This window comes from Clostridium sp. AF32-7AC, from assembly GCF_003477925.1.
Taxonomy (GTDB): domain Bacteria; phylum Bacillota; class Clostridia; order Lachnospirales; family Lachnospiraceae; genus Otoolea; species Otoolea fessa.
Genome location: NZ_QUEG01000010.1, coordinates 75966 through 95000 on the forward strand (window position 1 = coordinate 75966; position 19035 = coordinate 95000).

General features: G+C 46.1%; 16 protein-coding genes. 10 read left to right on the forward strand and 6 right to left on the reverse strand.

The genetic code is table 11. The features are described 5' to 3' along the window. Positions 1 to 102 precede the first annotated feature (102 nt). From jag to rpmH, 5 genes are all read right to left on the reverse strand, one after another. Positions 103 to 771 carry an RNA-binding cell elongation regulator Jag/EloR gene (jag, locus tag DWZ45_RS12795; RefSeq protein ID WP_107000956.1) on the reverse strand — a complete coding sequence of 223 codons (669 nt, stop codon included), beginning with the start codon at positions 769 to 771 and terminating at the stop codon, positions 103 to 105. A gap of 14 nt (positions 772 to 785) precedes the next feature. After that, positions 786 to 2039 (reverse strand): YidC/Oxa1 family membrane protein insertase, encoded by a 1254-nt coding sequence (locus DWZ45_RS12800; protein WP_338126582.1) that lies wholly within the window; start codon positions 2037 to 2039, stop codon positions 786 to 788. A gap of 19 nt (positions 2040 to 2058) precedes the next feature. Then, positions 2059 to 2268 (reverse strand): membrane protein insertion efficiency factor YidD, encoded by a 210-nt coding sequence (gene yidD / locus DWZ45_RS12805; protein WP_333489800.1) that lies wholly within the window; start codon positions 2266 to 2268, stop codon positions 2059 to 2061. Further along, positions 2264 to 2623 (reverse strand): ribonuclease P protein component, encoded by a 360-nt coding sequence (gene rnpA, locus DWZ45_RS12810; protein WP_107000958.1) that lies wholly within the window; start codon positions 2621 to 2623, stop codon positions 2264 to 2266. Before rnpA ends, yidD begins: the two co-directional genes overlap by 5 nt. A 120-nt stretch (positions 2624 to 2743) precedes the next feature. After that, positions 2744 to 2878, reverse strand: coding sequence for a 50S ribosomal protein L34 (gene rpmH, locus DWZ45_RS12815; RefSeq protein ID WP_087225913.1), 135 nt, complete (start codon positions 2876 to 2878; stop codon positions 2744 to 2746). A 599-nt stretch (positions 2879 to 3477) separates the two neighbouring features. Here rpmH and dnaA point away from each other — a divergent pair. The 6 genes from dnaA (at position 3478) to gyrA (ending at position 12163) form a co-directional block, all read left to right on the forward strand. Beyond that, positions 3478 to 4848 carry a chromosomal replication initiator protein DnaA gene (gene dnaA, locus DWZ45_RS12820; protein WP_022358493.1) on the forward strand — a complete coding sequence of 457 codons (1371 nt, stop codon included), beginning with the start codon at positions 3478 to 3480 and terminating at the stop codon, positions 4846 to 4848. Between the two features lie 285 nt (positions 4849 to 5133). Continuing rightward, the gene (dnaN, locus tag DWZ45_RS12830) at positions 5134 to 6252 is read left to right on the forward strand and encodes a DNA polymerase III subunit beta (RefSeq protein ID WP_022358494.1); all 1119 of its coding nucleotides are present in this window, start codon (positions 5134 to 5136) and stop codon (positions 6250 to 6252) included. A 60-nt stretch (positions 6253 to 6312) separates the two neighbouring features. After that, positions 6313 to 6519 carry an RNA-binding S4 domain-containing protein gene (locus DWZ45_RS12835; protein ID WP_107000960.1) on the forward strand — a complete coding sequence of 69 codons (207 nt, stop codon included), beginning with the start codon at positions 6313 to 6315 and terminating at the stop codon, positions 6517 to 6519. A gap of 11 nt (positions 6520 to 6530) precedes the next feature. Continuing rightward, a complete protein-coding gene (gene recF / locus DWZ45_RS12840; RefSeq protein WP_118469369.1) occupies positions 6531 to 7640 on the forward strand; it encodes a DNA replication/repair protein RecF in 1110 nt (369 codons plus the stop codon). A 22-nt stretch (positions 7641 to 7662) separates the two neighbouring features. Continuing rightward, positions 7663 to 9576 carry a DNA topoisomerase (ATP-hydrolyzing) subunit B gene (gene gyrB, locus DWZ45_RS12845; protein WP_117796770.1) on the forward strand — a complete coding sequence of 638 codons (1914 nt, stop codon included), beginning with the start codon at positions 7663 to 7665 and terminating at the stop codon, positions 9574 to 9576. A 46-nt stretch (positions 9577 to 9622) separates the two neighbouring features. Then, positions 9623 to 12163 carry a DNA gyrase subunit A gene (gene gyrA, locus DWZ45_RS12850; RefSeq protein ID WP_118469370.1) on the forward strand — a complete coding sequence of 847 codons (2541 nt, stop codon included), beginning with the start codon at positions 9623 to 9625 and terminating at the stop codon, positions 12161 to 12163. Positions 12164 to 12302: 139 nt separating this feature from the next. On the opposite strand, the gene DWZ45_RS12855 is transcribed toward gyrA, so the two are convergent. Then, complete coding sequence (locus DWZ45_RS12855; protein WP_118469371.1) at positions 12303 to 13316, reverse strand: LacI family DNA-binding transcriptional regulator; 1014 nt, start codon at positions 13314 to 13316, stop codon at positions 12303 to 12305. A 184-nt stretch (positions 13317 to 13500) separates the two neighbouring features. Between DWZ45_RS12855 and DWZ45_RS12860 the strand changes: the two genes are divergently transcribed. The 4 genes from DWZ45_RS12860 (at position 13501) to DWZ45_RS12875 (ending at position 18929) form a co-directional block, all read left to right on the forward strand. After that, positions 13501 to 15072, forward strand: a complete 1572-nt coding sequence (locus DWZ45_RS12860; RefSeq protein ID WP_107000965.1) for an AbgT family transporter — start codon at positions 13501 to 13503, stop codon at positions 15070 to 15072. A gap of 128 nt (positions 15073 to 15200) precedes the next feature. Next, the gene (locus DWZ45_RS12865) at positions 15201 to 17018 is read left to right on the forward strand and encodes an aminopeptidase P family N-terminal domain-containing protein (protein ID WP_107000966.1); all 1818 of its coding nucleotides are present in this window, start codon (positions 15201 to 15203) and stop codon (positions 17016 to 17018) included. A 351-nt stretch (positions 17019 to 17369) separates the two neighbouring features. Then, complete coding sequence (locus DWZ45_RS12870; RefSeq protein WP_022358414.1) at positions 17370 to 18212, forward strand: fumarate hydratase; 843 nt, start codon at positions 17370 to 17372, stop codon at positions 18210 to 18212. Between the two features lie 150 nt (positions 18213 to 18362). Then, positions 18363 to 18929: a Fe-S-containing hydro-lyase gene (locus DWZ45_RS12875; RefSeq protein ID WP_333549073.1), complete on the forward strand. Its 567-nt coding sequence runs from the start codon at positions 18363 to 18365 to the stop codon at positions 18927 to 18929. Positions 18930 to 19035: the final 106 nt, after the last annotated feature.

Sequence of the window (19035 nt, forward strand, 5' to 3'; positions counted from 1 at the left end):
ATATTTATTTCTTTTTTCATGTTTTAACGATAAACCTCTCGCGCTCGATCCCCCACAAAAAAGAAGGTCTAGATACCTCCAGACCTTCTTCGTCACACTTATTTACTTCTCATATCTCCCATACCCGTCACTTCTCTCGCGTCTGCCCTCACGCTTCAGCGAAATAATCACATGCCGGAACGGATCCTCGCCCTCGCTGCGGGTGGTGACATACTTGTCATTCTGCAGCGCTGCATGAATGATCCGTCTCTCATACGGGTTCATCGGCTCCAAAGATACAGAACGTTTCGTTCTCTTTACCTTGTAAGCAATGTTCTTTGCCAGTGTCTCAAGCGTCTCTTTCCGTCTCTCGCGGTAATTCTCGGTATCGAGCTTCACGCGGACGTAATTCTCGCTCTTCTTGTTGACAACCAGGCTGACCAGATACTGGAGAGAATCCAGGGTCTGACCTCTCTTACCGATCAAAATACCCATATCCTCGCCGGAGAGATCGATGTTCATCTCGCACTCTTCCTCATTGAAAGCCGCTGCGATCTTCACATCTAAGTTCATCGCATCAAATACCTGGCTTAAAAAGTCGATCGCACGATCCTCGAGCGTCTCTTTTTTCTTAGCACGGATGATCGCCGGTTTCGCGCCGATCCCCAGAAATCCGGCGCTTCCTTTTTCGACCACTTCGTACTCTAATTTATCACTGGTGGTTTCCAGTTCAATCAGTGCCTTTGTTACTGCCTCATCGACTGTCTTAGCGGTAACCGTAATCATATCCATCCTGCGCCCTCCTTCTATTTTTTCGCGTGCTTATCGTTGTACTTCTGCACCATCTTTGCCTTGGAAGCCAGACTGCCCGGCTTCGGATCGGAATTGTAAAATGCTTCAGACGCCTCCATCTGCTTTTTATTGCGGGAGATCTTGTCCTCTTTCGCCTTGCTTTCCGCATCCTCGCGTGCCTGCAGCGCCTTTAAATTCACGCTTGCCTTCTCGCTGACATTGGCCGGCGGCAGACCTTTTCTCGCTCTCTTCTTGTTCATCTTCTCCACGTTGCGGCGGATCAGATCATCGACATCGATCTTGTTCATATGTGCATTTACGATCAGCTGCTGAACGAGCTGGAATGCACCCTGAACGACCCAGTAGATACCGATCGCGGACGGCAGGGAGAAACAGAAGAATACGGACATCAGCGGCATCGTGATCATCATGCTGTTCATCATGCTCGCGCCCGGTGCGTCCTGATCCACCTGCTGTAAATTGGAAATCAGCTTGGTGGAGAGCCACTGGGTCAGACCTGCGAGGATCGGGATGATCCATGCGATCGTGATGTGGTTAAAACCGGTAAACGGAGGAGTTGCCAGATTGATGCCGAAGAAATAATTCATGCTCTCAATCTTGTCCGCATTCTCCGCGATGGTGGAAGAAATCTGCGGAAATAGACCTTCCAGCGTATCCCATCCAGCCGGTGTCAACTTATATAACATATCTACGACTTTGTTTGCCACGGTGTAGTCTACCTTGTCCACCGCCATGCCGACGCCGCTTGCCAGCTCGGAAATCTTGTTGATGTAATCCGGCTGCTCCATCAGCGGGTTCGCTACGTTGTCAAAAAAGACGCGTACTGACGGTACGTATGCCGGAATGTTGTAGATAACCCGGTACAAAGCGAAGATAATCGGAAGCTGAATCGCCATCGGCAGACATCCTGCCATCGGATTCGAGCCATATTTCTCATAGACTGCCTGCATCTCGACCTGTTGTTTAGCCATCGATGCCTGATCGGTTTTTCCCTTATACTTATTCTGAACCGCCTTGATTTCAGGGTTCATAAGCGACATAAGTTTTGACGATTCCTGCTGTTTGATCGTCAGAGGAAATAACAGTAACTTTGTGATAATGGTAAACAGGATGATACACAGACCGATATTCATGATCCCCATGCTGCTGGTAATCCGGAATAAAAAGTCCATGATATAACCAAACACGCTGGCGATCGGTCCCATGATCGAACCTGCTTTTGTCGCAACTAAAACGCTAACGTCCAATGAACTACCTCCTCATCCTTTACGGAACTGGATCATAACCGCCTTCTGCAAATGGATTACAGCGAAGAATCCGCTTACATGCCAAAATCATACCTTTTACAGCGCCGTACTTTTTAAGTGCCTGGATGGCGTACTCCGAGCACGTCGGCGTGTACTTGCAGTGAGGTCCTGTCATAGGGGAAATATAGAGCTGATATCCCCGAATCATCTTTATCAAGATCTTCTTAATCAATATTCTCACTTCGATTCTCCAGAATGTTATGCAGTCCGCATAAGTGCAGGTATGCACTCTCAATTTTTTTGAAGTCTGCTTCTTTCGCTGCCGGTCTGGCAACGACTACGATGTCTAATCCGAGTCTGACTCTGTCCTTATTTAACCGATAGCTCTCCCGTACCAACCTTGTCACGTGATGGCGGACCACGCTGTTTCCAACCTTTTTGCTGACGGAGATACCGATCCTAGGCTCCTTCCCGTCATCCACCCGCTTCACGTACATAACCAGAAGCTTATTGGCATAGGATTTCCCTGTCTTGTAAACCTTTTGAAATTCGCTGTTCTTCTTAATTGAATTAAAACGCTTCATTAAAATCACCAATTCCCCTGCACCGAGTGTACATCGCAGAGCTTTTCTTAATATTCTTAGAACTTTTTCTATGAATATTAAGAAAGGCCACAATCTATAACTCGATTGCGGCCTCGTTCATTAAGCAGATAATTTTGCTCTACCTTTTGCTCTTCTGGCAGCCAGAACTTTTCTTCCACCTGCGCTGCTCATTCTCGCACGGAATCCATGAACTTTTGCTCTCTGTCTTTTCTTCGGCTGAAATGTCATCTTCATGTCTGCATACACCTCCTCATCCATAATATAGTAAGAGAAATCCACGCTTCCTCCGGTTCGCGCCGAAATCCGCATTCATCTCAACATAGTTAGACTATTGTAATTAAACATCTTCTCCATTATATAGAAGAATTCCGCATTCGTCAACCACTATTTTGATCTTTTTAATCCCCATAGATCAAAGATTTTCTGCGGTTTTTCCACCATTTCGATCCTGAGTCCTCACAGATCGATCGTCGATTGCTGTCGCAGCGCTTTATTGTATACAGTATACACGTTGGAGCATTTCCATTTTGTGGATAAAAAAATCCTTATTTTATCAGCATTCCCACCACCTATTCACAGCTTATCCTCCACTTATCCACATTTTGGGGATAACTTGTGGAAAAGCCGTGGAATACGATCTGGATAAGCTTCTGATTGTTCACACCCATTCACCAAAAAGCCTTATTTTTCGGCGTTTTTTCCACGTGGATAACTGAATTTCACTTATTCACATTGCGGGTTTTTATTGAAAAATGTGGACAAATCATGTAGAATAGAACTTAGATTGGGTTATTTTGCAGTTTTGGCTGCTTTTTACGTTTAGGAGACACAGTATGATAGAGAAAATTAAGGAAAAATGGGATGAAATTCTCCTCCATATTAAAGAAGAACACGAACTGACGGACGTTTCTTTCAAAACATGGCTGCTTCCGACGCAGCCTTATTCCATGAAAGACGGCACCCTTCAGATCCTGGTTCCGGATGTGCAGTTTCTCGGCTATATCAAAAAAAAATACGGACTTTTGATCCAGATTACCATCGAAGAACTAACCGGAATCGAGTGTGAGGTCGATTTTGTCACCATCGAACAGGTCGATGAGCCGCAAAAAGAGACGGACAAAAGCCATCTGATCAACCGCCCGTCCGAGGTCAGCCGCCAGCTCATCCAGGATGCGAACTTAAATCCGCGCTACACATTCGACACCTTCGTCGTCGGCGCGAACAATAACTTAGCGCACGCCGCTTCCCTCGCCGTGGCAGAATCTCCGGGTGAGATCTACAACCCTCTCTTCATTTACGGGGGTGTAGGTCTGGGAAAAACGCATCTTATGCACTCGATCGGACATTTTATCTTAAAAAACAATCCAAAAGCGAAGGTTCTCTACGTTACAAGTGAGAAGTTTACGAACGAACTGATCGATGCGATCCGGAACAAAAACAATATTTCCACCACGGAGTTCCGTGAAAAATACAGAAACAACGACGTCCTCCTCATCGATGATATCCAGTTTATTATCGGTAAGGAATCGACACAGGAAGAATTTTTCCATACCTTCAACGCACTCTATGAAGCGAAAAAACAGATCATTATCTCCTCAGATAAACCGCCGAAAGAGATCGAGACGCTGGAAGAACGGCTTCGTTCCCGTTTCGAATGGGGCTTGACCGTCGATATCCAGTCGCCGGATTATGAAACCCGTATGGCGATCCTCCGCAAAAAAGAGGAACTCGAGGGCTACAATATAGATAATGAAGTGATCAAGTACATCGCCACCAACGTCAAGTCCAACATCCGCGAGCTCGAGGGCGCCCTCACCAAGATCGTCGCCCTTTCCAAGTTAAATAACAAGGAGATCACGACGGAGCTGGCGGAGGAAGCGCTCAAGGATCTCATTTCCCCGAACGCGGAGAAAGAAGTGACCCCGGAGCTGATCATCCAGGTCGTTGCCGATCATTTCGGTATCACTCCGCTTGACATCTCCTCCCAGAAGCGCAACAAGGAGATCGTATTCCCGCGCCAGATCGTGATGTATATCTGCCGTTCGATGCTCGGAACTTCCCTGCAGAATATCGGCAAATATTTAGGCGGTCGGGATCACACGACGATCATCCACGGTCACGACAAGATCGCTGCCGATATGGAGAAAAACGAATCTCTTCGCAATACAGTGGAAATCTTAATGAAAAAGATCAGCCCACAGTAGGTTTCTTCCACAATTTCGCGTGGAAAAGTGGTTGAAAACCTGTGGATAACTTTTCCCACATTTTGCTCCATTTCAGGGCTGTGGATAATTCAAAAGTTATCCAGCCGGTTCCGGACAGTTTTACACAGCCTTTTTAACCATTCAAAAGGAGTCTGAACCCCTGTATTTTCGGGGCTGTCCGGAGAATTCCACATATTCACAGCCCCTACTACGATTGCGACGGAATTTATATATATCTTTTCTTTCCGTTCCACGTTATTTTTAGCAAAGGAGTTATCAACAAACATGAAGCTTTCATTTGAAAAAGATCATTTAATGAACGGCATCAACATTGTTCTGAAGGCCGTTCCTTCCAAAACCACCATGCCGATTCTCGAATGCATCCTGATCGATGCTGTTTCGGATGAGATCAAACTGACCGGCAACGATATGGAGCTGGGAATTGAGACGAAGGTCGAAGGAACGATCCTGGAACGTGGAAAAATCGCTCTTGATGCCAAGCTTTTTTCCGATATTATCCGCAAGCTCTCCGGCGAAAATTCTACGATCACGATCGAATCGGATGAAAAATACAACACGACGATCACCTGTGACAAGGCTATTTTCCAGATTCAGGGCAAGGACGGCGATGAATTTTCCTATATTCCCCACATTGAGCGGGATAAATTCATCACACTTTCCCAGTTTACCTTAAAAGAGATCATCCGCCAGACGATCTTCTCGATCTCGCCGAACGACAGCAACAAGATGATGACCGGTGAGCTGATGGAGGTCACCGGCAATGAACTTAAGCTCGTTTCCCTCGACGGACACCGCATGTCGATCCGCAAAGTTGCATTAAAAGAACAGTACAGTGATATAAAAGTCATCGTTCCTGGCAAGACTTTAGGTGAGATCAGCAAGATCTTAAACGGTGACAACGACTCTGAGGTACAGATTTTCTTCAGCACCAACCACATCATGTTTGAATTTGACGACACGATCGTGTTATCCCGCCTGATTGAGGGCGAGTATTTCCGGATCAATCAGATGCTTTCCTCCGATTATGAGACGAAAGTTACCTTGAACCGCCGTGATTTCATGGATGCGATCGACCGTGCGAGCATTCTCGTCCGTGAAAATGATAAGAAACCTTTGATCTTAAATTTTACCGATGAAGAAATGGAGTTAAAAATGCATTCCGCCTTCGGTACGATGGATGCCCGTCTGGCGATTACCAAGTTTGGAAAAGACCTGATGATCGGCTTCAACCCGAAGTTTTTGGGTGATGCGCTGCGAATCATCGATGATGAGGAAGTGACTCTGTACATGATGAATCCGAAATCCCCGTGCTTTATCCGGGACGAGGAGGAGACTTACATCTATCTGATCCTGCCGGTCAATTTCAATGCGGCAGCGATCTAACCTGCCATTTTTAGACATGGCAGGTGCAGGCAGACAGTGACAGAAAGGATCTGAAATAAGATGGAGATAAAACTGAGAGATGAATTTATAAAACTGGGTCAGGCGCTTAAGGCAGCTGGTCTGGTAGAGTCTGGCGTGGATGCTAAATTTGCGATTCAGGACGGGCTTGTGAAGGTCAATGGCGCGGTGGAGATGCAGCGCGGCAAGAAGCTTTACGACGGGGACAAAGTCGAGTATGACGGAGAGACCGTAACAATCACCAAATAAAGGATGGTTTCATGTTTATCGAATCGATCGAACTCAAAAATTACCGCAATTACGGGGAATTACATATGGATTTTGATCCGGGGACGAATGTTCTCTACGGGGACAACGCGCAGGGTAAAACCAATATTCTTGAAGCGGTCTACGTGTGTGCGACGACCAAGTCCCACCGCGGCAGCAAGGACAGGGAGATCATCGAATTCGGAGAGGACGAGTCCCACATCAAGATGCAGCTTCGCAAGGACGATGTGCCGTACCGGATTGACATGCATCTAAAGAAAAATAAGACGAAGGGCGTGGCGGTCAACGGGATCCCGATCCGGCGGGCGAGCGAGCTTTTCGGCATTGTTAACGTGGTGTTTTTTTCGCCGGAAGATTTGAATCTCATTAAGAACGGGCCGGCGGATCGACGCCGTTTTATTGATCTGGAATTATGCCAGTTAAACCGTCTCTATGTTCATTCGCTGGTGCAGTACAACCGGGTAGTGATACAGAGAAATAAGCTCTTAAAGGAGCTGTTTTTCCATCCCGAGTACGAGGAGATGCTGGATATATGGGATATGCAGCTTGCTTCCTACGGGCGGGAGGTGAGCCAGTACCGGCGGGAATTTATCGGTGAATTAAACGAATTGATCCGTCCGCTCCATCAGAAATTGTCGGGCGGAAAGGAAGAGCTTGTTATTCAGTATGAGCCGAACACGGAGGCGGATCAGCTGGAAGCGGCTGTCAAAAAGAGCCGCGAGGCGGACCGGAAGCAGAAGACGACGCTGGTCGGACCGCACCGGGATGACTTAAGTTTCTATGTCAACGGGATTGACATCCGGCGCTTCGGTTCACAGGGACAGCAGAGGACGGCGGCATTATCGCTCAAACTGGCGGAGATTGAGCTGGTTAAAAAGATCAAAAAGGAGTATCCGATTCTGCTTCTCGACGATGTTTTGTCGGAGTTAGATGGGAAACGGCAGGATCATCTGCTCGCCAGCATACGTCATATACAGACGATCATTACCTGTACAGGCTTGGATGATTTTATCAGCCACAGCTTCCAGATAGATAAGACCTTTCGGGTCGTGAGCGGGACGGTCACCTGTGAACGTCCAAACAAGACAACTAGTCAGACATAAAACAGCAAGTGAAGGAGGAACTATGGGTTCAGAATACAGTGCAGATCAAATACAGATATTGGAGGGATTGGAGGCGGTCAGAAAGCGTCCTGGTATGTATATAGGCAGCACATCTGTAAGAGGCCTCCATCACCTGGTGTATGAGATAGTTGACAACTCCGTAGATGAGGCATTAGCCGGATTCTGCAGTCACATCGAGGTGCAGATCAATGCGGACAATTCCATCACGGTACAGGATGACGGTCGTGGCATTCCGGTTGATATTCAGAAAAAAGCCGGACTTCCGGCGGTTGAGGTTGTATTTACGATCCTGCATGCAGGCGGTAAATTCGGCGGTGGCGGATATAAGGTATCAGGCGGACTTCACGGTGTAGGTGCATCGGTTGTAAACGCTCTTTCCGAGTGGCTGGAGGTTGAGATCTGCCGGGATGGAAAGGTATATAAGCAGCGCTATGAGCGGGGCAAAACCATGTATCCGCTGAAAGTAGTCGGTGAGTGTGCTCCGGATAAGCACGGCACACGGGTTGTATTCCTGCCGGATAAGGAGATTTTCGAGGAAACGGTCTACGACTATGATACGTTAAAAGTACGCCTGCGTGAGACGGCATTCCTGACGAAAAACCTCCGGATCACGCTGCGTGATGACCGCGAGGTAAAGCATGAGAAGACTTTCCATTACGAGGGCGGTATCAAGGAATTTGTCACCTACTTGAACCGGAGCAATGAGAAGCTCTATGAGCCGGTTATTTACTGCGAGGGCATCAAGGACAAGGTATTTGTCGAGGTGGCGATGCAGCATAACGATTCCTACACGGAAAATATCTACACATTCGTCAACAATATCAATACCCCGGAGGGCGGTACGCATCTGGCTGGTTTCAAGAGCGCGCTGACGAAGACTTTTAACGATTATGCAAAGAAAAATAAGCTTCTCAAGGAAAATGAACCGGCGCTCAGCGGCGAGGATATCCGCGAGGGCATTACAGCCATCATCAGCGTCAAGATCGAGGAGCCTCAGTTTGAGGGACAGACGAAGCAGAAACTCGGCAACAGCGAGGCCCGCGCGGCGGTTGATGCGATCGTGAGCGAGCAGCTGACGTATTTCTTAGAGCAGAATCCGGCGGTTGCCAAGATCATCTGTGAGAAATCGATTCTTGCCAAGAGAGCCCGCGACGCAGCCCGCAAGGCCCGCGAGATGACGAGACGTAAATCAGCGCTCGATGGCATGGCGCTTCCAGGAAAGTTAGCCGACTGTTCCGATAAGAATCCGGAAAACTGCGAGATCTACATCGTAGAGGGAGATTCCGCGGGCGGTTCCGCCAAAGAGGCGAGAAATAAATCGAATCAGGCTATCCTGCCTCTTCGAGGCAAGATCTTAAACGTAGAAAAAGCAAGACTTGATCGAATTTACGGCAATGCGGAGATCCGTGCGATGATCACGGCATTTGGTACCGGTATTCATGAAGATTTTGATATTTCAAAACTTCGTTACAACAAGATCATTATCATGACCGATGCCGATGTGGATGGTGCACATATCAGTACCCTGCTTCTGACGTTCCTGTATCGTTTTATGCCGGATTTGATCCGGGAAGGACATGTATATCTGGCACAGCCGCCGCTTTATAAGATCGAGAAGAATAAGCGTGTCTGGTATGCATACAGCGATGATGAGCTGAATTCGATTCTGACTGAGATTGGGCGTGACAACAACAATAAGATCCAGCGTTATAAAGGTCTGGGTGAGATGGACGCGGAACAGCTTTGGGAGACGACTATGGATCCGGAGCGCCGAATTCTTCTCCGTGTCCAGATCGACAGTGAGACTGCTTCGGAGGTTGATCTGACATTTGCTACCCTGATGGGGGATCAGGTTGAGCCGCGCCGTGAGTTTATCGAGGCAAATGCGAAGTACGTAAAGAACCTGGATATTTAATTAAATTTAAGTCACTTAAATCCTTTTGAGGACGAAAGGAGTATAGATGGAACCAAATATATTTGACAAAATTCATGACATTGATCTGAAAAAGACAATGGAAACGTCTTACATCGATTATGCGATGAGCGTTATTGCTGCCCGTGCACTTCCGGATGTGCGGGATGGCTTAAAGCCGGTACAGAGACGTGTTCTGTATTCCATGGTCGAGCTGAATAACGGGCCGGATAAGCCCCACCGTAAGTCAGCCCGTATCGTCGGTGATACAATGGGTAAATACCACCCGCATGGTGACAGTTCAATCTATGGTGCGTTGGTAAATATGGCTCAGAAATGGGCGACCCGTTACCCGCTTGTAGATGGACATGGAAACTTCGGTTCCATGGACGGTGATGGTGCCGCAGCGATGCGATATACCGAGGCGAGACTGAGCCGTATTTCCATGGAGATGCTGGCAGATATCGGCAAGAATACCGTTGATTTTATGCCAAACTTTGATGAGACTGAGAAAGAACCGACGGTTCTTCCGGCTCGTTTTCCCAATATTCTGGTAAATGGCGGCACCGGTATCGCCGTTGGTATGGCAACGAATATTCCGCCTCACAACCTGCGTGAGGTGATTGCTGCCGTTGTCAAGATCATAGATAACCGGGTGGAGGAAGACCGCCCGACTACCATCGAAGAACTGATGGAGATCGTAAAGGGACCTGATTTCCCGACAGGGGCAACCATCCTTGGAAAAGCAGGCATCGAAGAAGCCTACAGAACCGGACGCGGCAAGATTCGTGTACGGGCTGTATACAATATCGAGACCATGGCAAACGGCAAGAGCCGTATCATTGTGACAGAGCTTCCTTATGCAGTAAATAAAGCTCGTTTGATCGAAAAGATCGCAGAGCTTGTAAAGGATAAAAAGGTGGATGGAATCACGGATCTGCGTGATGAGTCCAACCGTGAGGGACTTAGAATCTGTATTGAGCTGCGCCGTGATGTAAATGCCAATGTTATCATGAACCGCCTGCTGAAGCATACACAGCTGCAGGATACCTTTGGCGTGATTATGCTGGCTCTGGTAAATAATGAGCCGCGTATATTAAATCTGCAACAGATTCTGGAATATTACTTAAAGCACCAGGAGGATGTTGTAACCAGAAGAACCAAGTATGATCTGAACAAGGCGGAAGAGAGAGCCCACATTTTGGAAGGCCTCTTAAAAGCACTGGATCATATCGATGAGGTTATCAAGATTATCCGTGGTTCTGCCAATGTCCAGGCGGCGAAAGCCCAGTTAATGGAACGTTTTGATCTTTCGGATGCACAGGCTCAGGCCATCGTAGATATGCGTCTGCGTGCTCTGACCGGTCTGGAACGAGAGAAACTGGAAAATGAATATAAAGAGCTGGAGGCAAAGATTGCAGAGTTGAAGGCGATTCTGGCAGATGAGAAGAAGCTTCTGGGTGTTATCAAGGAGGAGATCTCCCTCATTGCTGATAAATACGGAGATGACCGTCGGACCGCCATCGGATATGACGAATATGATATGTCTGCGGAGGATTTGATCCCGGATGATGATATCGTTGTGACCATGACCAATTTTGGCTATATTAAGAGAATGTCCAGCGACAATTTCAAGAGCCAGAACCGCGGCGGCAAGGGAATCAAGGGAATGCAGACCATCGATGAGGACTATATTGAGGATCTTCTGATGACCACAACCCATCATTATGTCATGTTCTTTACCAACAAGGGACGCGTGTACCGCTTGAAAGGATATGAGATTCCGGAGGCAGGACGTACTGCCAGAGGTACTGCCATCGTGAATCTGCTTCCGCTGATGTCAGGTGAGAAGATCACATCCATCGTTCCCATGAAGGAGATCGATGATGAGAAGTATCTCTTCATGGCAACCCGCAATGGTATGGTCAAGAAGACACCGATGAGGGAATACAGCAATGTCCGTAAGAATGGTCTTCAGGCGATTGTACTTCGTGATGACGACGAATTGATCGAAGTTAAGGCAACGGATAATACCGAGGATATCTTCCTGATCACGAAGAAAGGTATGTGTATCCGCTTCCATGAGACCGATGTCCGCGTGACAGGACGTGTTTCCATGGGTGTCATCGGCATGAAGTTTGATAAAGGCGATGAAGTCATCGGCATGCAGATGGCCAGCCAGGGAGAATGCCTGCTGGTAGTATCGGAAAATGGTTATGGTAAACGTACTCCGATTGAGGAATTTACAGCCCAGAACCGAGGCGGCAAGGGCGTGCGCTGCTATAAGATCATCGATAAAACCGGTGATTTAGTGGGTGCAAAGCTGGTAGATAATGATCGCAAGATCATGCTGATTACCAATGAAGGCATCATCATCAAGATGGCAGTCAGCGATATCTCGATTATCGGACGCAATACCTCCGGTGTGAAGCTGATGAGTATTGATGCTGAATCCGGCATAGCAGTTGCAAGCATCGCCAAGGTGCGGGAGAGCGACAAGGATGAGGATGAAGAAGACGAACTTCTGGAGGAACAGGACGGAGAAGAAACCGAATCTGAGAATACAGAAGATGTCATGGCTGAACTGTAACGAATAAAAAGTAAAAAAGATCAGATATCCTTGATCCTTGAAAAGAAAATCATAAAAAAGAGAACATCCGGCAATTCATAAACTGGAATTAGCGGGTGTTCTCTTTTTGATCTTTATAAGGCGCAGTATTTTAACAGCGTCACAGCGTCGTTTCTCTCTGAATGAGTCGGCACCTGAATTCCTGGTAGGTAAATTCAGATTCACGGTTTTCGATCATAGCAAGAAGAAGTTTGGCAGCATACTCGCCCATTTGATCGTAGGGAATATCAATGCCGCTGATAGAAGGATAGTCCATTTCATAGAAATTCACCTCGTTCAGGAAGATATGGCGAATTCTCTGAGGGATGGAAAAGCCTGTTTTTAATATTTCACGCTGCAGCAGCAGTCCAATGTCGTAGTTTTGAGAAATGGCAAGATCAAAACTGCGGTTTTCCATGTATTTAGCTAAAAATTGCTGCAAATGAATCAGATCACGATCCTTGATAGGGCAGATCACGTGCTCCAGATGGCAGTTCGGTGCCGTCCGGCGAAGCAGGGATTCAAAAAGCGGATATTTATTATTAACTAAAAGACCGTCGTTGCTGATGGAAAAATACCGCACTTCGCGGATTCCCTTTTCCAGACAGAAGGAGGCACATTCCTGCAGGGCATATTCAAATGCATGGGGGAACGGTGTTTTTTTTGAGAAAACCCCGTCCATACAGATAACCACATAGGGAATATGATTTTCATCGGCCGGTTTTGTAAAAGCAGCGTGATCATCGTTGGAAATAAAAATGAGTCCATCGATCACGTTGGAATAATAGCTTTTGACATAATCCGGAGAAGAATCTATATCATCCATTTCATTGAAAATCGTGATGGTATAGTCGATCTGGGACAGGTACTGGCTGATTCCGGTAAAAGCGTTTAAGAAAGCCTGGCGGCTGTAATCCTTTGCACATACAATTCCGATGGACGTGCAGTTTTTGGTCCGCATGCTTTTGGCGGAAGCATTGGGATAGTAGTGAAGTGTTTCAACGGCATCTAAAACCTTGCGTCTGGTTTCCTCACTGATCTTCTGATTCTGGCGATTATTGATCACATAAGATACAGTCGCCTGAGAGACTCCGCAGAGTTTTGCGATGTCTTTTGCAGTAACATTTTTTTTCATAATTTTGTAGACTCCTTATAACACTTTTACAGTTTATTAAATTTCTCTAAAAATGTCTATAGAAATTCACTAAAATACACAATAATTTAATATTGCTAAAAAAATAATTGAAATGCCGATCCTTTTGTGATATTCTAACAATACAAAATTTACTTATACGTATAAGTTAGGAATGGAGGAAAAAATGGGAAAAGCAAACGAACAAGCAAAAGATAAGCCTTCGTTATTAAACCGCTGGCTGAACGGAATTGAGAAAGTCGGAAATAAACTTCCGCATCCGATTTCTATTTTTGCAATTTTAGTTCTCTTTGTTATCGTTCTTTCTGCTGTCTGTGAGATGGCTGGAGTTTCGGCAACAGGTGAACTGGTTAACCGTTCTAAGGGAGTCGTAGAGACTCAGACGGTTCAGGCTGTCAGCCTTTTGAATGGTGAGGGGCTTGTGTACATGCTGACACATGCAATCACTAACTTTACAGGATTCGCTCCTTTGGGAGTTGTCCTGGTAGCTATGTTTGGTATCGGACTTCTGGAGGACAGTGGTTTAATCGGAGGCGCATTAAAGTCTGCTGTAGAGGTTACTCCGGCTAAGTTAATCACTCCGATGATCGTATTCTTAGGCGTTATGTCCAACTTGGCTGACGCAGTTGGATACATCGTTCTGATTCCGATTGCTGCACTGATGTTTATGGCATACAATCGTCATCCGGTAGTTGGTATGGCTGCAGCATTTGCAGGTGTATCCGGTGGTTTCTCTGCAAACTTATTAATCGGTACTCTGGATCCGCTTCTTTGCGGTATTACCAACGAGGCTGTAAAGATGGTAGACCCGACTTATGTAGTTGAGCCGACCGGAAACTGGTACTTCATGATGGTATCTACCTTCCTGATCACAATCTTAGGTACTATCATCACTGAGAAAGTCGTTGCACCGCGTTTTGGTGAGTATCACGGCAATGGGGAAGAGAATGAAACAAGCTCTGAGTATAAATTAAATGACCAGGAAAGAAAGGCTCTGAAAGTAGCTGGTTTAACCTTACTGGTTATGATTCTGGTTCTGGTAGCTTTCTGTCTCCCGGCTAACTCTGTTATGAGAGCTGAGGATGGAACACTGTTAGGAAACTCTCCGTTTATGGAGGGCATCATCCCGATTATCACTGTACTTTTCTTCGTACCGTCTGTTGTATATGGTCATATGACTGGTGTATACCACGGAGAGAAGGATGTCTGCAATGCTATGGGACGTGCCATGGGAACCATGAGCTCCTACATCGCTCTGACCTTTGTGGCAGCACAGTTTATTAACTTCTTTGGTTATACCAAATTAGGAACGATCCTTGCATTAAAGGGAGCTGAGTTCTTTAGAAACTCTGGTATTGGAACTATCCCGACCATGATCTTATTCGTTCTTTTTGCAGCATTCATCAACCTGTTCATGGGTTCTGCATCTGCAAAATGGGCTCTGATCGCTCCGGTATTCGTACCGATGTTCATGCTGTTAGGTTACACACCGGAGTTCGCTCAGGTTGCTTACCGTATCGGTGACTCCTGTACAAACGTTATCACTCCGATGATGTCCTATTTCGCAATGATTATCGTATTCATGAAGAAATACGATAAAGAGGCTGGTATTGGAACTCTGGTTTCCACCATGCTTCCGTACAGTATATGCTTCCTGATTGGATGGAGTATCCTGTTAGTATTATGGATCGTACTTAACCTTCCGTTAGGACCGGGCGTTGGAATGTTTCTTGGCTAATGGGGTTGAATCGTTACGATAATTTAAATAACTAGAATTAAGATGTACTCTGGGAATGTTTTATGCGGAATGCATAGACATTCCAGGAGTACATATTTTTTCAAAAAAATCGTATGAAGGAGGAAATAATGAACCAGACAAATGTAAAAATTGGACAATTAAGAGATCGCATGAAAGAACTGGGAATCGATGCATACCTGGTTCCGACTGCGGATTTTCATGAATCTGAGTATGTAGGCGAATTCTTTAAATGCCGTCACTTCCTGACCGGTTTCAACGGAACCGCTGGAACGGCTGTTATCACTATGGACAAAGCCGGACTCTGGACAGACGGAAGATACTTTGTACAGGCAGAAGAGCAGCTTTCAGGCAGTGAGATCAAATTATACCGCATGGGTGAACCTGAATTCCCGACTCTGGACGAGTTTTTAGAGGAGGAGCTTCCGGTTGATGGATGCCTTGGATTTGATGGCCGTGTTGTAAACTCTGAGCTGGGGTATGGTCTTCAGAACTTACTGCAGGAAAAAAATGTAACAATCAACTGCAGCAAGGATCTGGTAGGTGAGATCTGGACTTCCCGTCCGGCTATGTCCTGCGAGCCTATCTGGAGCCTGGATGTAAAATATGCCGGAAAGAGTACCGTAGAGAAACTTTCAGATCTTCGTGATGCCATGAAGAAAAATAAAGCACAGATTCATCTGATGACGGCTCTGGATGAAATTGCATGGTTATTCAACCTTCGTGGAAACGATATTGTAAATAACCCGGTATTTCTGTCCTATGCACTTATTACACAGGATGAAGCCTATTTATACGTACAGAAAGAAGCTATCAAAGAAGATACTAAGATGGGAAAAGAGGTTTGTGCGGCTTTAGCTGAGGCAAAGGTTCAGGTAAAAGAGTATGCGGAATTCTTACAGGATGTGGCAGCCCTGAAGAATGAGAAGATTCTTCTGGAACGCAAGAAAGCAAGCTTTGCTGTATGCGAGAGCATTGATGCTTCCTGCCGTATCATAGACGAGATGAATCCTTGTGCGACCATGAAGGCTGTTAAGAATGCGACCGAGATCGAAAATATGCGTAGGGCCCATTTAAAAGATGGCATTGCTGTTACCAAGTTTATGTACTGGCTGAAGCATACCATCGGAACCTGCGATATGACAGAGATGACAGCGGCTCATAAAATTGAAGAACTGCGAGCAGAGCAGGGCAATTATATCGAGCCAAGTTTCGTAACCATTGCAGCTTACAAGGAAAATGCAGCAATGTGCCATTATCATCCAAGCGATGAGGTATGCAAGAAATTAAAACCGGAAGGTCTTCTGCTGGTAGATTCCGGCGGACAGTATTTAGAGGGAACTACTGATATCACAAGAACCTATGCGTTAGGACCTCTGACCGAGAAGGAAAAAGAGTACTACACAATCGTAGCAGCCGCTATGCTGAAGGTATCAACCATGAAGTTCCTTCACGGCTGCCGGGGAATCAACTTAGACTACACCATCCGTGAAGCATTCTGGAAACGTGGTCTTGATTTTGCACATGGTACCGGACATGGTGTTGGATATCTTTCTAACGTACATGAGAGACCGAACGGACTGCGCTGGAAGGTTGTTCCGGAGCGTCAGGACAGCGCTGTGATCGAGCCGGGCATGATCTGCTCCGATGAGCCGGGTCTGTACTTTGCAGGCGATTTCGGAACCAGAACCGAGAATCTGATCTTATGTGTCGAGGATGAGAAGAATGAGTACGGACAGTTCCTGAAGTTCGAATTCCTGACCAAGGCGCCGATTGACTTAGAGGCACTGGATACACGTTTCATGGATGACGCGGATATCGAGCGCTTAAATACATACCATAAAGACGTATACGAAACCATTTCTCCGTACATGAATGACGAAGAAAAAGAGTGGTTAAAACACGTGACAAGAGAAATTTCAAGATAATATGATGTTACAGTTTAGCCATGCGCTGGTTTGAATGAATATGGAAACAAGAAGATGTCATGGCTGAACTGTAACAATATAATACCTCCTGAATAGATAGAAATAAATTCAAGTCGAACGTCCGTGAGACTTGGAGCGTGATTCTGGTCAGCAAAGCTGGCATATTCCTATCAGAATCACTGCGCATGAGATCAAAATCTATTCAGGGGGTATTTTTATTACATCTATTCAGAAATGATTGCAAGATTATTTAATTTCTATTATGATGATATAAGAGTCATTAATGATTAAGAGATGCGGTTCTGTCAGCAGGGGCAGATAAAAATTTCATGGAAGAAGGGTAGTTTTCAAATGAGAAGAATCAATGTTGAAACCATTACACAGAATATCAAAGAAATGTGCATTGAGGCCAACCATTTTCTGTCACCGGATATGAAAAAGGTGTTTGATGAGGCGGCAGCGAGTGAAGAATCTCCATTGGGACGTCAGATTTTAGGCCAGCTGGAAGAAAACTTATGTATCGCTGGTGAGGAGATGATTCCGATCTGCCAGGATACCGGAATGGCAGTTGTGTTTATCAAGGTGGGACAGGATGTACATCTGATTGGCGGTTCGCTGACCGATGCCATCAATGAAGGCGTGCGCCAGGGATATGTAGACGGATATCTCCGTAAATCTGTAGTAAAGGATCCGATTTACCGTGAGAATACGAAGGATAATACACCAGCTATCATTCATTATGAGATCGTAGAGGGTGAGCAGGTAGAGATTACGGTGGCTCCGAAGGGATTCGGAAGTGAAAACATGAGCCGTGTGTTTATGCTGAAACCGGCAGATGGAATCGAAGGAGTCAAGGATGCCATTTTGACAGCGGTGCGGGATGCAGGACCCAATGCCTGTCCTCCGATGGTAGTAGGTGTCGGAATCGGCGGAACCTTTGAAAAGTGTGCAGAGATGGCGAAGCACGCGCTGACCAGAAATCTGGAAGAGGAATCACCGGTTGAGTATGTGCGTGACCTGGAAAAAGAAATGCTTGAAACGATCAATAACCTTGGAATCGGTCCTGGCGGTTTAGGCGGACGGACAACCGCCCTGGCTGTCAATATTGAAACCTACCCGACCCATATTGCAGGGCTGCCGGTAGGCATCAATATCTGCTGTCATGTAAACCGTCATGCGCACAGAGTGATTTGATGAATATTTTTAGGATTGCGAAAGTGCGAAGCACATAGCAATCCGGTATCAAAAGGGAAAAAATCTCTTGTGACCCAAACATCATTTGATAGTATAAAGAATGTACTCTCGGAGTTTTTCCTGCACAAAAAGATACCGAGAGCACATAAGATAGATTTGGAGGAAAATATGGATAGAACAATCACAGCTCCAATTGACAGGGAGACATTAAAAAGCCTGCATGCAGGTGATTATGTATATATAAGCGGAACCATCTATACGGCACGTGATGCAGCTCATAAGCGCATGATAGAGACGCTGGATGAAGGAAGAGAACTTCCCCTTGATCTGAAAGATAATGTAATTTATTATATGGGACCGTCACCGGCCAGAGAGGGCCGTCCGATTGGTTCTGCAGGTCCGACCACAGCCAGCCGTATGGATAAATATACTCCAAGACTTCTGGATCTCGGCATGGGAGCCATGATCGGAAAAGGAAAGAGAAGCCAGGCAGTCATCGATGCCATCGTTCGCAATGGTGCCGTTTATTTTGCGGCAGTGGGCGGAGCCGGAGCAATTCTTTCAAAGTGCATTAAGGAATCGGAAGTGATTGCATACGATGATCTGGGAACAGAGGCGATCCGAAAATTGACGGTAGAAAATATGCCTATGATTGTGGTAATTGATTCCGAAGGAAACAATCTTTACGAGACCGCAGTAAAGGAATATCAGAGATAGGATAATAAGATATCAGATGTGGGATGACTCCCATCCCGCAGCAAGAATGCAGATGCATTTTTGAGTTTTATGAAGAGAGGTTATTGGCTGTTTTGCAAATAACCTC